The sequence below is a fragment of the Undibacterium sp. KW1 genome, from assembly GCF_009937955.1.
Classification (GTDB): Bacteria; Pseudomonadota; Gammaproteobacteria; order Burkholderiales; family Burkholderiaceae_D; genus Undibacterium.
Map to the genome: position 1 here is coordinate 675,243 of NZ_AP018439.1, position 15,947 is coordinate 691,189.

12 protein-coding genes are annotated in these 15,947 nt (G+C 48.1%); 11 read left to right on the plus strand and 1 reads right to left on the minus strand.

Annotation, left to right across the window (positions count from 1 at the left end; translation table 11 throughout):
* The first annotated feature begins 404 nt into the window (after positions 1-404).
* The 10 genes from UNDKW_RS03095 (at position 405) to UNDKW_RS30255 (ending at position 11,537) form a co-directional block, all read left to right on the plus strand.
* Complete coding sequence (locus tag UNDKW_RS03095) at positions 405-2,447, plus strand: hypothetical protein (protein WP_162057531.1); 2,043 nt, start codon at positions 405-407, stop codon at positions 2,445-2,447.
* A 596-nt stretch (positions 2,448-3,043) separates the two neighbouring features.
* Positions 3,044-3,280: a helix-turn-helix domain-containing protein gene (locus UNDKW_RS03100; RefSeq protein ID WP_370529074.1), complete on the plus strand. Its 237-nt coding sequence runs from the start codon at positions 3,044-3,046 to the stop codon at positions 3,278-3,280.
* Positions 3,281-3,607: 327 nt separating this feature from the next.
* Complete coding sequence (gene recA, locus UNDKW_RS03105) at positions 3,608-4,648, plus strand: recombinase RecA (RefSeq protein ID WP_162039694.1); 1,041 nt, start codon at positions 3,608-3,610, stop codon at positions 4,646-4,648.
* 116 nt (positions 4,649-4,764) lie between these two features.
* Positions 4,765-5,223 (plus strand): recombination regulator RecX, encoded by a 459-nt coding sequence (gene recX / locus UNDKW_RS03110; protein ID WP_162057532.1) that lies wholly within the window; start codon positions 4,765-4,767, stop codon positions 5,221-5,223.
* Positions 5,224-6,022: 799 nt separating this feature from the next.
* Positions 6,023-6,607 (plus strand): DUF2889 domain-containing protein, encoded by a 585-nt coding sequence (locus UNDKW_RS03115; protein WP_162057533.1) that lies wholly within the window; start codon positions 6,023-6,025, stop codon positions 6,605-6,607.
* A gap of 31 nt (positions 6,608-6,638) precedes the next feature.
* Positions 6,639-7,823 (plus strand): ADP-forming succinate--CoA ligase subunit beta, encoded by a 1,185-nt coding sequence (sucC, locus tag UNDKW_RS03120; RefSeq protein WP_255431543.1) that lies wholly within the window; start codon positions 6,639-6,641, stop codon positions 7,821-7,823.
* A gap of 18 nt (positions 7,824-7,841) precedes the next feature.
* Positions 7,842-8,723 (plus strand): succinate--CoA ligase subunit alpha, encoded by an 882-nt coding sequence (gene sucD / locus UNDKW_RS03125; RefSeq protein WP_110255493.1) that lies wholly within the window; start codon positions 7,842-7,844, stop codon positions 8,721-8,723.
* 456 nt (positions 8,724-9,179) lie between these two features.
* Positions 9,180-9,923 (plus strand): protein phosphatase 2C domain-containing protein, encoded by a 744-nt coding sequence (locus UNDKW_RS03130; protein ID WP_162057534.1) that lies wholly within the window; start codon positions 9,180-9,182, stop codon positions 9,921-9,923.
* A 91-nt stretch (positions 9,924-10,014) separates the two neighbouring features.
* Positions 10,015-10,623, plus strand: a complete 609-nt coding sequence (locus UNDKW_RS03135; RefSeq protein WP_162057535.1) for an FHA domain-containing protein — start codon at positions 10,015-10,017, stop codon at positions 10,621-10,623.
* A gap of 452 nt (positions 10,624-11,075) precedes the next feature.
* A complete protein-coding gene (locus UNDKW_RS30255) occupies positions 11,076-11,537 on the plus strand; it encodes a prepilin-type N-terminal cleavage/methylation domain-containing protein (protein ID WP_162057536.1) in 462 nt (153 codons plus the stop codon).
* A 1,251-nt stretch (positions 11,538-12,788) separates the two neighbouring features.
* Here the strand turns inward: UNDKW_RS30255 and UNDKW_RS30925 are convergent.
* Entirely contained in the window at positions 12,789-13,250 is a 462-nt protein-coding gene (locus UNDKW_RS30925) for a prepilin-type N-terminal cleavage/methylation domain-containing protein (RefSeq protein WP_162057537.1), read from the minus strand.
* Between the two features lie 197 nt (positions 13,251-13,447).
* On the opposite strand from UNDKW_RS30925, the gene UNDKW_RS03150 reads away from it, so the two are divergent.
* The gene (locus UNDKW_RS03150; protein WP_162057538.1) at positions 13,448-15,922 is read left to right on the plus strand and encodes a tetratricopeptide repeat protein; all 2,475 of its coding nucleotides are present in this window, start codon (positions 13,448-13,450) and stop codon (positions 15,920-15,922) included.
* Positions 15,923-15,947 lie beyond the last annotated feature (25 nt).

A 15,947-nucleotide genomic window follows, 5' to 3' on the forward strand; every position in this document is an offset into this window, starting at 1 on the left:
ATAATTGCATATTAGATAATTTATGAAATTGCATCTTGATGCTAATGATGTTATCTATAAGCCAACAGGAGAGATGTGCGCCAAAAAAATAGTCAGTAGTATTTCGGTATGAAAGAGGCGCATTGGTGCGGGCAGCAAGAGCAAATTGATATATGCCGTTGTCGTAAGGGATGTAGATGCTCGTGGTAGTCAAGTCCTTCCTGAATCGTTTCACGGAAAAGAGGTACCTTATTAATACGATTCTGGGGTTACAGGTGTGAACTATGGATTTTGTATCGCATATCTTTATCCAGCGATATCATGATAAGTATGAATTGCAATTTTACTGACAGTATGGGGTGCAAATGGTTGGCAGGTTTTATGTACACGCGCCCAGCACCTGAAAAATTCTAACGGAAAATAATATGACAATGAACAGTTCTGCACCTGCCACTGGGGTAGTGGATGGCACGGTGGATATGGTGCTGGGCATGCTGAGCCAGTATGCAGTAAGCCTTGATACGAAAAATTTCACGGCTAGCCTGTATGCAGAATCGCTGTTGTACATGATTTATTGGTTCCATCGCCTGCGTGATCCCATCCGCAAGAATGGGATCGAAGATTGCGTAGCCAGATACCTGGACGTAGCCAGTCAATCGGCAGTAGTGAAAGCCTTATTGTCGGATCAGACGCTGAAAGCTCAGGCAAAACAACGCATTGATCAGGGCGTCATGGTTCGCAAAACGGTTGATGTGCTTGTCATGCGCGATGGGCAGAATGGCAGGGAATTCCTGGCTCTGGACAGAACAGTATTTCCTGAGGGCATCACTCTGCCAGGTGGCTTGCTGCAAGATGAAGATGAACAAAACGAAATTGGAATTCCAGCCAATATTTTTGCAGCACTCCGGGTAACCGGCAGCAAAGTGTTCGGATCTGCAGCGCCAGAATATGGGATTGCAGAAGCAGGTGGACGCAAATACTATTTTGTGCGGAGCAAGGCAGAAAGCAAAGCCAAAAACGAAGCCCGCATCTACATGGACAGAACCGTTACTCACGGATATCGCGACCATCTCAAAGAAATTGCTGTTCCATCTGACCCTCGTCACATCGTCGATACGATCGGATTTCTCGTAGAAATTTCCGACACCGAAGACGTTCATGGCAGGTGGCTGCCTGAGAGCGTGATGACGACACCGTATGCGAAAGAAGGCTCCTTTGCCTTTGGTCATCACAAACAAATTGCCGCTGCGCTGCTTGCGAAAAATTTTACAAAAACGCAGGGTATTTCCCATCACGAATGGATACGGGAGTGGGTCAGGAACCCGGTGGACTTATACCGCGGATTGCGGGCACGGTTTGAGTCGCATGACAACAATCTGGACACCCCAGTTCTGGAGTTGCTGCCAGTGGTCGACTATTTCCGCAGCCAGATGACACTTCCGGCGATGGACGAGAAGTGCCGTGATAATGCCGCACTTTCTTTTATGCGTGAGCAGTTGCTGCATAAATTCCATCACGTCACCATACAGAATGGTGCGATGTGCCCGTATGCGCCAACCTTGCGCATCCTGTTTGAAGCGGTCGGCTTCTTTGACGTCGCATGCCGCACCGACAAAAACCTGAGTACCCATTTTCAAAAGAAATATTGGTACCGTTATGAAGAGCTGATGCGCCGGATTCCTGAAGTCATCATCATCCCGACTTTCGACAATATTTCTGCGACTGACCTCATGAAGATAAGGGGCACGCCAGTGTATTTTATCGGCGTATCTACCGAGCCTGTGTATGTCGATGAGTTCTGGCAATCTCCGCTCGAATTCCTGATTCATGATCTGAACCATGCCTGGAAGATGATGGACATGGACGACAGATTTTTCAAGCATAGGCCTGAAGTCAGCAGGGATGAGTTGATCAGTAAATCCAATGCCTTTATCCGTGAGTACTTCCCGACGATCGCCATACAAAAAACGGACACGGAAGAGCAAAAGGAAATGAAAAAACTCAAGAAAATTTTGCTGTTTGAAGTCGGGCATGAAGACGCCAGACCACTATTGCCAGCGATCGTCAGCGAAGCGCTGCTGGAAGATGAGGGTTATGAATTCCCGGACATTGTCGTCCGTTATGATGAAGACGGCAAACAGGCTTATCTGGAACAACGCACCATACCCGGCATCACAGCGCTCTCTTACGTCAGGCATAAACTGCAGCACGGCTTCTTTGACCAGACTGATTCGCAGAATATACAAATCGTCTCGCCCAAGTATCGCAGCGTGGAATGGATAGTCAAGGCAACAGAAGAATTGCTGACTGAGATGCAGGCAACAATCCCACCCGCCGTGCAAGCAGAAGGTTTGACAGAATACCTGACCCGTCAGGCTTGCTCCAGGGGACCGACTATTCTTCATGCACCGGAAAACCTGGACCCGGCTGTAGAAGAATATGGAGATGGAACGGTGTCAAAGGAATAGGTGTTGTCGTTCACAGATAGTGCCAGCGCTCGGACTTGCACTACCTGTGGTTTTCAGAGATTTTTAGGACAAGGCAGGTGTTATTGTCCCTTGATCACAATGAGCACCGCCTACTTGCCAGGATACCCAGCACCACTTGATGTTGATTGGCGTTGACTACTCGCGCTCAACTTGGCGAGGTCGATGCCGGGAACAATATCAAGCATTTGCTGTTCCCCGTTTTACTGATTAAGATCATTTATCATTCACCATTTGCATGATGATCTGCGCGTGCCATCACCCCTTCGACGTACTGTCGCAACACTTCTATTTCGGTTACGCTGGTTGCCATATTTTCCTCAAACTAGAGCACAACACCGAACCCGGTCATTGCCAAAGCCCGCACATAGCGAGCAGATGGAATGCACGGGAAAGATGCAGCAGTACTGCCAGTGAACCTTGTATTTCTTTTTCTATCTGCGTTTGATGACTTACGCCTGTTTGTTGATTTGCACTGAAAATTGCCCCACTTTGCTGGATAAATTGCATCTAAAATTGACCCATGTTTAGCACACAATCCTACTTATCTTGATGAGTCGGGAGCAGGAGTGATTGACGTGGCATTACATGGTATTATTCGACGCTGGCACATTCGTGACCAGATTCCATTACGTGAGATCGCCAGACGACTGGGCATCTCTCGCAACACTGTCCGGCGCTATCTGCGCTCTGAAGTCAGAGAGCCAGCCTATGCGGATCGGCAAACAACAAGCGCCATCGATAAATATGCATTACAGCTTTCAAGCTGGCTTAAAACCGAAGCGGGTAAAATCGTAAGCAGCGACGAAGCTTAAAGCAGCTTCATCTCGATCTGAAAGAACTGGGATTTGAGGGGCCGTATGAGCGGGTGGCCGCCTTCGCCAGGAAGTGGAAGGTGGATCAAACTGACAGGGTCAATTCAGCTAGCAAACGCACAGTTAAGTGAAAAAAGTTCAGACTTGAATGAAAATCGACAATGGTTATTGTGCGATTGCTAATGTCCGGCTGTAGAATCCCTCATGCAACAATCTATGCAAAAAGTCGCTTGCATAAATCACTGTTTTTTTATACAGTACTGCAAATCGCAGGAAATTAAGCCTGTATTCCTTTTTCCACCCGCCGCTTATTGAATGAAAGAATGTATGGACGATAAGAAACCAGAAAATGCCTCAGAAAAAGCAAAGGCACTTGCAGCAGCGCTGGCACAGATAGAAAAGCAATTTGGTAAAGGTTCGGTCATGCGTATGGCCGACGGTGAAGTGGTGGAAGAGGTGCAGGTTGTTTCTACTGGTTCTCTGGGCCTGGATATCGCGCTCGGCGTTGGTGGCTTGCCACGTGGCCGTGTCGTTGAGATTTATGGCCCTGAATCTTCTGGTAAAACCACATTGACGCTGCAAGCGATTGCTGAAATGCAAAAGCTGGGTGGTACTTGTGCGTTTATCGATGCTGAGCATGCTTTGGACGTTGGTTACGCTCAAAAACTGGGTGTGAATCTGTCTGATTTGCTGATTTCCCAGCCTGATACCGGCGAGCAAGCGCTGGAAATTACTGATGCGCTGGTGCGTTCTGGTAGTGTCGATCTGGTGGTTATTGACTCAGTTGCGGCCCTGACGCCACGTGCAGAGATTGAAGGCGACATGGGTGATTCTTTGCCTGGTTTGCAAGCGCGTCTGATGTCTCAGGCTTTGCGTAAGCTGACTGGCAGTATCAAGCGTACCAATACTCTGGTAATCTTTATTAACCAGATCCGTATGAAGATTGGTGTCATGTTTGGTAGCCCAGAAACGACAACTGGCGGTAATGCGCTGAAGTTTTATGCTTCCGTACGTCTGGATATCCGCCGCACTGGCTCTATCAAGTCTGGTGATGAAGTGGTGGGGAATGAAACCAAGGTCAAGGTAGTCAAGAATAAGGTGGCACCACCATTCAAGGAAGCGCACTTTGACATCATGTATGGCGAAGGTACTTCCCGCGAAGGCGAGATTCTGGATCTGGCAGCCGATGCCAAGATCATAGAAAAAGCTGGTGCCTGGTATAGCTATAACGGTGAGCGTATCGGCCAGGGTAAGGACAATGCACGTACTTATTTGAAAGAACGTCCTGAGCTGTCGTTTGAAATTGAAAACAAGGTGCGAGAACATCTGGGCGTGCCTTTGTTGTCAGCAGTAGCGACTGCTGAGTAAGTTATAGCACTGAGTTGAAGCGCTGAGTTTTAGCGTTAAACTGCAACACTGTCAGTACCATAAGTTTTGTATCATGCCGGTTGGTAGCTGCCAACCGGCATTTTTGCTTTTAAAGTATGAAAAAACCTGCCATTAGCCTTAAAGCGCGAGCCTTGCGTTATTTATCCATGCGGGAACATAGTCGCATGGAGCTGGAGCGTAAACTGGCACGCTATGCGGAAGAGGGCGATGACGTAGCTGCCGTGCTGGATTTTCTGGAAGCGGCCAAGTATTTGTCTGGCGAGCGGTTTTCTGAATCGCTGGTGAACCGGCGGCAGGCGAGGTTTGGCAATAACCGTATCCTGGCGGAACTGCAAAGCCATGGCCTGGATGCGCAGGATATAGAAAACGTCAAGGAGGACTTGAAAGAATCTGAGGTAGAGAGGGCGGTTCAGGTCTTGCACAGGAAATTCCGGCATGCGCCGCAAGATCATCAGGAAAAAATGAAGCAGGCGGCGTTTTTGCAGCAGAGGGGTTTTTCCAGCAGGGCGACACAGGCGGCGATGCGGGTGTTGCGGGATGAGGATGATGAATAGTATTCACAATTCAACATACTCACAATATCAATAATATCGCCCCAGCGTAAGCTGAGGTTCAGCGGCGTTTGTTCACCTTGGTTGCGGATCAATTATTTGTATAAACTCAAAAATCCTGAATAAGACCCGTGCAGATTCGGCTGTAAAGGTATTAACACGATGGATTCCTGCCTGCGCAGGAATGACGAAGTGGAGGACATTTTTATTATTGAAGCCGGGACATTGATTGAAGCCCAGACATTGGGTTGATAAGCCGCAACTTGGTGAGTCCAATTCGATCTGCGAAAACTTGGCTTTAAGCAGTCCGATACTCGGCACGGAAACTACGCATACGTTTATAAACGCCCAGTGTTGGGTTGATGGAGCTTGCTCTGGCGAGGCTCCGCATTAAGCTGCAGAGGTGATAAGAAACGGATAAAAGCAGCCTGATGAACCCAGTCCTTGTCTGTAAAGTAAAACTTCGGCCTGGATTTTGAAATAACAGGCATTGGTTTGCGGCATAAATAAGCACACCTTTCAATTGGATACAGGTATTGCAAGAACAGACATTTACCTGATAATCACCCGGTTTTCTTCTGCCAAACCACAAAAAACTTAATTTTCTGCTTAGATTTCTGCATAAGCATACTCAGAAAACTGCTTAAATTGTAGTCATATGATGAGTTCCCGGCTGGTCTGTGCTAAACTCTGCTGGTTTTTTTGCAGGGCCGCAGGAGCGGCTGTTATCGTAGAAGCTGCGGTAACGACACGCAATTGTGGCTATTTATTCAGTATTTTGGTTTAGCCGCCAGCAGGCATGATGCCCTTATCTTCGTCAATCAAGCGACGCGCCCTGAAGCATACGCGTACTATCCAGATCGAAGCGTTCGCGCGCGATGATGGATTGTGGGATCTTGACGCCCGTATCACTGACTATAAGCCTCGCGATATCACCCTCGCATCCGGCGTGCGCCCGAATGGCAGCGCGCTGCATGACCTCAGCCTGCGCATTACCATTGATTTGCAATTGACCATCGTTGATGTGGAAGCGTCTTCGGATGCCGTACCTTATCCGGGTTATTGCGAAGTCATTACTCCAGATTATAAAAAACTCATCGGTTTGAATTTGTTAAGACAGTTCCGCCAGGGCGTGAAAGAGCGCATGGCTGGCGTGCATGGCTGCACCCATCTGACGGAAATGGCGCAAATTCTGCCTACGGCTGCTGTCCAGGCTTTTGCCGGGGACGTGATCGATACGCGCGACGGTGCGACTGATTACGGCCAGCAGGCGCAACAACCTTTTCAACTTGATCGCTGTCACGCCCTTCGTACTGACGGGCCGGCGGTTGTTCAATATTACCCGCGTTGGGCAAAAGCATCACCTGACGTGAAATCACCCAGCTAGTTTGTTTGTTTAATTATTTATACCTCAGTGTCTGAAGGGAAGTCGTATGAAAATTCATGAGTATCAGGGTAAAGAAATCCTCCGCAAATTCGGAGTGACAGTACCACGCGGTATTCCATGCCTGTCTGTTGACGAAGCTGTCAAAGCGGCTGAAACGCTGGGCGGACCAGTCTGGGTTGTCAAAGCACAGATACACGCCGGTGGCCGTGGCAAGGGTGGTGGCGTGAAAGTCGCTAAATCCCTGGAACAAGTGCGTGAATACGCTGACGCGATTCTGGGCATGCAACTGGTCACGCATCAGACCAGTGCTGAAGGTCAAAAGGTTCGTCGCCTGTTGATCGAAGAAGGCGCAGATATCAAAAAAGAACTGTATGTCAGTATGGTCACTGACCGTATCAGCCAGCGCGTGGTCTTGATGGCCTCCAGCGAAGGCGGTATGGATATTGAAGAAGTGGCAGAAAAACATCCAGAACTGATCCACAACCTGGCAATCGACCCGACCAATGGTCTGCAAGATGCTGAAGCTGACGACATTTCCCGTAAAATCGGTGTGCCTGAAGGCTCTATCGCTGATGCGCGCGTACAGTTGCAAGGTTTGTACAAGGCCTTCATGGAAACTGACTGTTCCCTGGCTGAGATCAATCCTTTGATCCTGACTGGCTCAGGCAAAGTCATCGCACTTGACGCGAAATTCAATTTCGACTCCAACTCTTTGTTCCGCCAACCAGAAATCGTTGCTTACCGCGATCTGGATGAAGAAGACCCAGCTGAAATCGAAGCTTCCAAATTTGACCTGGCTTACATCTCCCTCGACGGCAATATCGGCTGCCTGGTGAACGGTGCTGGTCTGGCGATGGCAACGATGGATACCATCAAACTGTTTGGCGGTGAACCAGCCAACTTCCTCGACGTAGGTGGTGGCGCGACAGCAGAAAAAGTCACTGAAGCCTTCAAGATCATGTTGAAAAACCCAGGCCTGAAAGCCATCCTGGTCAACATTTTCGGCGGGATCATGCGTTGTGACGTGATCGCTGAAGGCGTGATCACTGCATCCAAAGCTGTGTCCCTGAAAGTGCCACTGGTTGTGCGCATGAAGGGTACTAACGAAGATATCGGCAAGAAGATGCTGGCTGACTCTGGCCTGCCTATCATCTCGGCAGACACGATGGAAGAAGCAGCACAGAAGGTTGTTGCAGCTGCTGCAGCTCAAGCTTAATAATCGCAAGGAACAGATATGTCCATCCTGATCAATAAAGACACTAAAGTCATCACCCAAGGTATCACTGGCAAAACTGGCCAGTTCCATACTCGCATGTGCCGCGATTACGCGAACGGTAAAAACTGTTTCGTCGCTGGCGTGAACCCGAAAAAAGCTGGCGAAGATTTCGAAGGCATCCCGATTTTTGCTAACGTATCTGAAGCGAAAGCAGCTACTGGCGCGACCGTTTCCGTGATCTATGTTCCACCAGCAGGTGCAGCCGCTGCCATCTGGGAAGCTGTTGAAGCTGACCTGGACCTGGCAATTTGCATCACTGAAGGCATCCCTGTCCGTGACATGATGATGTTGAAAGACCGTATGGCTAAAGCCGGCAGCAAAACAAAATTGCTCGGCCCTAACTGCCCAGGTCTGATCACACCAGACGAAATCAAGATCGGTATCATGCCAGGTCATATCCACCGTAAAGGTCGTATCGGCGTGGTTTCCCGCTCTGGTACTCTGACTTATGAAGCCGTGGGTCAATTGACGGCATTGGGTCTGGGTCAGTCTTCTGCTGTTGGTATTGGTGGTGATCCTATCAATGGTCTGAAACACATCGACATCATGAAGATGTTCAATGATGATCCAGATACTGACGCTGTCATCATGATCGGTGAAATCGGTGGTCCTGATGAAGCGAATGCTTCTTACTGGGTACGCGACAACATGAAGAAGCCGGTTGTTGGCTTCATCGCCGGTGTGACTGCGCCTCCGGGTAAACGCATGGGCCATGCTGGCGCGCTGATCTCTGGCGGTGCTGATACTGCACAAGCCAAGCTCGACATCATGGAAGAATGCGGGATCAAGGCCACTAAAAACCCGTCAGAAATGGCGCGTTTGTTGAAAGCCATGCTGTAAGCTGGCAGCGGTAAATAAGCTTTAGATGAAAAAGAGTCGCAAATTTTGCGACTCTTTTTTATTTATGGCGGCCTTTGTTATGGATATCCGTGCAAATAGATTTCCTTAATGTTAAGCTTCAATATCTGCGGCAAATCACTATTAAATTGAGTATGTCTTGTTTAGCTGATTATCTGGCGTTGTGTCGATAATGATTGAGGTGCAAGCGAAAGAATAATTCTGCAAAAGTAAGGAGAGGATATACGCAAGGTTTCAAGCGGCTTCCTGCCATCGACGGTACTTGATGGTACTTGATTGTATTAATTTATTTAAGCCGCTGCATCCAGGTGCCTGGGTTTGCTGAACAGGTTTGTAAGACCAGGAGAATGTTTGCGAATGTCCTGATTAAAATAATTCTAAAATATTATCTGTTTCATATAAATTTATTCACCTCAGGATGTATCCCGACATTTATTGATGCCATACCAGCGTGTACTAGAATTTGCAGCCCTGTCTGATACGGGCTTGGTCAGGTCGCATAACGAAGATGCTATCGTCGTTTGTGCAGACTATGGCTGCGCAGTCCTGGCCGATGGCATGGGGGGATATAACGCGGGCGAAGTCGCCAGCGCCATGACCGCTCAAATCATTGCTGAATATTTGTGTAGCAAGATGGATGCCATCTGGTTCCCGTCCATGGGGCCAAGGCCGCTGGCGATGGCACGCTGGATGAATGAGTCCATCGAGCTGGCCAACCGTAATGTATTGTATACAGCACTGACCAATCCAGAATGTGCAGGCATGGGTACTACCGTGGTGGTGGCATGCTGTTTGCAAGACAAGCTTTTGCTGGCCCACGTCGGTGATTCGCGCGCCTATCGTTATCGCGCAGGCGTGCTGACGCGCCTGACTCAGGATCATTCGGTATTGCAGGAACAGATCAATGCAGGCCTGGTGACTGAAGAAGAGGCGCGTTATTCTTCTATTAAGAATCTGATCACCAGGGCAGTGGGTACTCTGGAAGAAGTGCATACGGAGTTGCATACACACCATACTGAAGATGAAGATTTGTATTTGATGTGTTCGGATGGATTGACCGATATGCTAGGGCATGATGAAATCCAATCCTTGATCCGGCAGCACGCGTCTGAGCTTCAGCCTTGTGCCGAAGCGCTGATTGATGCCGCCAAGGACAGGGGGGGTTGGATAATATTTCTGTAGTCCTGTTCAGGCTGGTCGGTGAAGAAAACAAGTCCTGGTTAAAAAGAACATTTACCCGGTAGGTCGGGGATTATGAATTGATGAGAGATTTATGGCGAAAATTATCGTCACCTTTAATGGTTTGGTTCAGCAAGAAATCACTATCAGCAAATCACGCCTCACAGTAGGCCGGCGCCCCAGTAACGATATCGTCATTGATCACCTGACTGTCAGCGGTCAGCATGCGGCGATTGATACTTCTTCGAGCGGCTCTTTCGTACTTGACCTTGGCAGCACTAATGGCACTATGGTCAATGCCCAGCCAATCAAAAAACATTTATTGCAGCATGATGATGTTATTGATATTGGCAAATATAAATTGCGCTTCCAGGTAGAGGAATCAGGCAAGCAGACTTTTGTGCCTGAGCCAGGCCAGGTGCAAGCGGCCGCAGTTGAAAAGCCAAGAGCAAAGATCAAAGTCATGAGTGGCGCTAATGCAGGCAAGGAGCTCAACCTCGTCAAGGCCGTTACTACCATAGGCAGCCCTGGCACCCAGGTCATTGCCATTACCCAGCAGGGAAGGGAATATGTCATAGCCCAGGTCGAGGGTAATGCTGCTGCGACCGTCAATACCCAGTCCATCAAGGACAAACCACACACCCTCAAGCATGCCGACATGATAGAGCTGGCAGGGACAAAAATGGCAGTGATTTTTTATTAATCACCTATTGCTCACTTGCCCCTGCCCAGGTTAATAGGGCAGGGATAGTCTCAAACTGCTACATACCATGATTGCGATAAATTCTTCCTGCCTTCTCGTGAAGAGTGCTGTTCGCAGCCGTATATTATCTATGCGCCATGTTGTTGTCATGACTCGCACGGACGAGTGGAGCAACGCAAGAAAATTTTCAAAATTGTATCAAGCATTGAAACATTTTTTTACATCACTGACAGACTTGTCAGTCGTCTTTGTCATCTGGCACAAACATTGACAAATATTTGCATTGATGAAAAAGCAACTATTGACGCAATTCGTCACTAGTTGATCAATGGCCCATGAAATCGCCGATTTCCGCATAAGAAAATGCAGAGTTACGCAGTAAACAAAAACTGGCACGGTGATTGCTACATGTGAAGCGTAGTTCCTGATTTCAACTTTTCCTGGAGTTTATAATGAAAGCTATACCTAAACAGCTGCAACGCGGCTTTACACTGATTGAATTGATGATTGTTGTGGCAATTATCGGTATCCTGGCAGCGATTGCTATTCCTCAGTATTCTGATTACACATCCCGTACCAAGGCAGCTGGTGCAATGGCTGAATTGGACAGCTTGAAATCTGCAATGGCAATTTGCTACCAAAATGAAGGTTCTTTTGCTAACTGCACTACAATGGGCTCTAACGCCATTCCAATCGTTGTTACATCCAAATTTTTGACTGGCGCTGCTCCTACAACTGCAGGCGGTACAATCACTCAAGCTGCAACTGGTGCAACACTGAATGATGGTACAGCATTGTCCGTTATTTTGACTCCTTCTACTCAATCTAACCAAGCAAATATGTTGTGGCCAAATACTGGTACAATCTGCAACCCAACACGCGGTTTGAAACCAGGCCAAGGCGGTTGCCCATAATTTAGGGAAGCGGAAAAGTCACTCACTTTGTTTGAAGTGAGTGGTTTTCAAGCTAGACTAAAAAAAAGCTGTGATCCCATTATGGGGACACAGCTTTTTCGCTTTAGACAACTCATTTTCATTTCTATGCTATTCATCAACAAGTGAATGTTTTAGTGCGCCTACTCACCAAAACTATCTTCACGCTGAAGGTTTTCGCCTTGGTCAAAGAGTGAGGCATCTCACAAAAATGACGAGTCCGGCATTCGCATAAAAATCAAGATTGAAACATTTGGTTTGGTGCTACGCGGTTCGGCATTGCTGCATGCGTTCAAGAGTGTTGCAAACGGTCAATCGCGTCAGACCGAATTGTTGGTGGTCAGTAAGCAAAGTTTGCCATTCGTGTTTAAATTGGGCTCGACACGTGTCTACGGAGAGCTTATTTTCGGCGTATATAATCCGGCAAAATCGGGGTAATGATGAAATAGATAGGCAGCAAAATTTGCCAGAAGTTCACATGAACAAGTCTGTTGCTCGTTAGCTCGCGAAATTTCTACATCCGCTAAATTGGGTTCCATTAAACATTGTGCGCAAAATCTGAGAAGGTAAGCGATTCAGATTTTTGCCTGCCAAATAGTTGAACTGGCAGATAATCTATGCCTGCATTGCCATGCAGAGTGTCAGCCAAGAATAGGGCGTCTGCATGCCAGAGTCGGTACTAAAATAACAATGTGAAGAGGTTGGTACAACGTAGGTGGCGACGCAGGGAATCAATGCCATTATCGTGAATTTGCAGAATGTGAAATTGCGGGCTTTTGAGAGGCGGATTATGGTGCTTGCAAAAAGACATGGGGCTTCAGCTGACATATTGTCGTGAACACAAAATAATCTTAGGCGCATCTTTAGAGTGAAACAACTGGTATATGTGACTGCAAAGAAGCTTGAGGGCAAATTCCTGAGCATAGCTTCATTCAGCCTTTACACATAAGCCGTCGTGATGGTAGTCAAGTCTGTTGTCCTGCATAAGCCTGTAAGCTTTGCTCCAGATAACTGGTCACTTGAGATGAATCTGGCCGCAAGGGATGGGATATCGACTGGATGATGCCCGTTACAGCAACCAGTGATATTTAGCCAAAAGTGTAGTAGCTTCACGATGATGTCAAAAGGGACAATTAACCGTTAGCTACTTTTATCTAATTGACGAATGTGACACAAAATGCCTGATTGATGGGATTTGCTTTTCGACAAATCATTCGTGGCAATCACGTCAAATCAGCATGCTCCCTGACCAGGTTTCAGACCACGCAAGGGATCGCAAATTGTGCCGGAATTAGTCCAGAGCATATTTGCCTGGCCGGACGCTGTTGAGGGCGTAAGTATGATGCTCAGGGCAGTACCACTGGAAGTTGTTGCTCCTGTCGTGGCCTGTGTGATGACGCCGGTTCCAGATATGTTGGGTGGGGTACCTGTCAAAAATTTGGAAGTGATGACGATGGGAATAGAATTAGAGCCCATCGTGATGCAGTTTGTCCAGGCCAATTCATTTTGATAGCAGATGGACATTTCTTTTTTCAGGCTATTGAGTTCGGAGATCGCACCAGCCGCCCTGGTTCGCGATACGTAGTCTGAATATTGGGGGATGGCAATAGCGGCCAGAATACCTATGATCGCGACAACTATCATCAATTCTATAAGGGTGAAGCCGCGCTGTAGTTGTTGGAGATGACGTCGCATTTTTGCTCCTTGTTGGCAAGCATCGTTGTGGATAAGGCATACGAGCAAATTTTATGCCAATTGACCTAAGCTCTTTAATTATTGCTATGCTAGAAGCAGTGAGGTGAAGGCGCAAGTTGTTGGCGCTATCTTGCTATTAGGATTTACAATCCTTCACCTTGTTGCATGGAATGAAGATCAATAGTAAAGGTCAATGAATGCTGAATTGGTTAAAGAAGCAATTTTCTTCGGTTGGTAATGGCGTGACTGCAATGGACGCCAAACCGCAAGTTCCTGATGTCACCGCAGCGCCCGTGGCGACAACTGCCAGCCCTGCTGACCTGGCCTTACAGAGTTATCAGGAGGGCAAACTGGAAGAAGCTTTAGCCTATTACCAACAAGCGTTGTTGGATCACCCTGAAGATGCAAATTTGTATAACAGGCTGGGCGATGTTTTTTATGATCAACAAAACTATCTGAAAGCTGAAGCGCAATACCGCCGGGCCTTGGAGTTAAAGCCAGAAGCGCCGGAAATTTTACTCAATCTTGGCCTGACGCTGGATGCGCTTGGGCAGTTTCACAATGCGCTGGCCTGCTATGAGCGAGTCATTCAGCAGCAGCCGGCAAACCATCTCGCCTGCTTCAATCTTGCCGTTACCTTGACTTCACTAGGTAGGGTTGATGAAGCACGTCTGGCCTATGAAAAAGTACTGGAATTGAAACCCGGATTCAGTCATGCACATTTCAATCTGGCCACTTTGTTGCAGCAACTTGATTTGATTGAACAGGCAACAGAACATTATCAGCTCACCATTGCTGCAGATCCCCAGTATTTTGCGGCTTACTGCAACCTGGGTGTCATTTATCAATCTAAAGGCATGCTCGCTGAGGCGATGGAGCAATATCGCCAGGCTCTGCGTATCTATCCGCAACATATGCAGACTCAGCATAATATGGGGTTGGTGGCCATCCAATTGCGGCAATTTGAAGTGGCTGTTTCACATTTCCAGCAAGCTTTGAGTTTGCAGCCTGATTTTGCCGAGGCGATGATCAGCCTTGGTGATGTATCCAAGGCACAAAACCGTTTGGATGATGCAGAAGCCTGGTATCGACGTGCGATGGCGGCACAACCTGGCTTGTCAGGTGTTTACTGCAACCTTGGTGTCATGTTGCATGAGCGCAAACAGTATCTCGAAGCAATTGCCGTTTACCAGCAAGGCATCGCCAATGATGCCTTGTCTGTCATGCTGTACAACAACCTCGGCAATACCTATAGCATGCTTAATCGCTACACAGAAGCAGAAGAGTGTTATTCAAAAGCCCTGCAATTGGGCAGTGATGTGACCGAGACTTATACCAATATGGCAGGCTTGCTGGCCGGGCAGGGCAAGATGGAAGAGGCTGAAAATACTTACAGGCAAGCCGTCAAACTTGATCCTGCTTATGCCCAGGCTTACAGCAATTTGTTGTTCATGCTCAATTATGAGCCTGACCGCAGTGCCGAAGCCATATTTGAGGCTTACCAGGAATATGAAAAACGCTATGCAAAACGATATCAAAATGAAATCTTGCATTTTGATAATGACAAAAGTCGTCATCGACGGCTAAAAATTGGCTATGTATCGCCAGATTTTTGCCGTCATCCTGTGCAATATTTCCTCGAGCCATTATTGAGTCACCATGACAAATCCTTGTTCGATATCTATGCCTATGCACAGCTCAGTGTTGCTGATGCAGTGACGGCGCGTTATCAGACTTATGCTGACCACTGGATAGAAACTGGGGGCATGACAGATGTGGAACTTGTGCAAAGAATACGCGAGGACGGAATCGATATCCTGGTTGACCTGGCTGGCCACACTGCCAATAACCGTCTTTCTGTCTTTGCACGTAAAGCTGCGCCTGTGCAGATGTCCTGGCTGGGTTATGGCTATACCACTGGCCTGACCGCGATTGATTACTTTCTCACCGACGAAACCAGCGCACCAGCAGGGAGTGAGCACTTGTTCGCTGAAAAACCTTGGCGCTTGCAGACACCCTGCTACGCGTACCGGCCTGCTCCCGGCATGGGGGAGGTCAGTACTTTGCCTGCCTTGAGCAATGGTCATATCAGAATAGGGACACTGACGAGGTCAATCCGTGTAAATCACAAAACCATACGGGTATGGGCAGAGATCCTTAAGCGGCTGGCCAATGCCGTGCTAGTGGTGGATAGTGCAAATTATCAGGATGCCAATTTGCGTCTGGCATTGATAGACAAATTTGCTGCGCATGGCATACAGGCTTCGCGCCTTGATATTGGCTTCCATTCCCCACCTTGGGACACGCTCAGGGCGTTGGATATAGGCCTGGACTGCTTCCCTCACAATTCTGGTACTACCTTGTTTGAAACCCTGTATATGGGCGTGCCCTATGTGACGTTGGCGGGAAGGCCCAGCCTTGGGCGTTTGGGCAGTTGCATACTCGAAGGTCTGGGACGGCCTGAGTGGATAGCACATACAGAAGAGGAGTATATAGACAAGGTCGTTGCGCTGGCAGGCAATCTGGAGCAATTGGCTAGTATAAGAGCTGGCTTGCGCGGAGAAATGCAGGGTAGCGCCCTCATGGACGAACCAGGCTTTACCCGCAAGGTCGAAGTCGCTTATCGCGCAATGTGGGGGCAATGGTGTGAAACGCCAGCTTCTTCCCTCTGATACGGCACTTTGCCTGCTTGCTGCT

Excerpts from the sequence above, each read along its gene's own strand:
- UNDKW_RS03095 (WP_162057531.1), top strand. The coding sequence starts at position 405 with ATGACAATGAACAGTTCTGCACCTGCCACTGGGGTAGTGGATGGCACG.
- recA (WP_162039694.1), top strand. The coding sequence starts at position 3,608 with ATGGACGATAAGAAACCAGAAAATGCCTCAGAAAAAGCAAAGGCACTT.
- recX (WP_162057532.1), top strand. The coding sequence starts at position 4,765 with ATGAAAAAACCTGCCATTAGCCTTAAAGCGCGAGCCTTGCGTTATTTA.
- UNDKW_RS03115 (WP_162057533.1), top strand. The coding sequence starts at position 6,023 with ATGCCCTTATCTTCGTCAATCAAGCGACGCGCCCTGAAGCATACGCGT.
- sucD (WP_110255493.1), top strand. The coding sequence starts at position 7,842 with ATGTCCATCCTGATCAATAAAGACACTAAAGTCATCACCCAAGGTATC.
- UNDKW_RS03130 (WP_162057534.1), top strand. The coding sequence starts at position 9,180 with ATGCCATACCAGCGTGTACTAGAATTTGCAGCCCTGTCTGATACGGGC.
- UNDKW_RS03135 (WP_162057535.1), top strand. The coding sequence starts at position 10,015 with ATGGCGAAAATTATCGTCACCTTTAATGGTTTGGTTCAGCAAGAAATC.
- UNDKW_RS30255 (WP_162057536.1), top strand. The coding sequence starts at position 11,076 with ATGAAAGCTATACCTAAACAGCTGCAACGCGGCTTTACACTGATTGAA.
- UNDKW_RS30925 (WP_162057537.1), bottom strand. The coding sequence starts at position 13,250 with ATGCGACGTCATCTCCAACAACTACAGCGCGGCTTCACCCTTATAGAA.
- UNDKW_RS03150 (WP_162057538.1), top strand. The coding sequence starts at position 13,448 with ATGCTGAATTGGTTAAAGAAGCAATTTTCTTCGGTTGGTAATGGCGTG.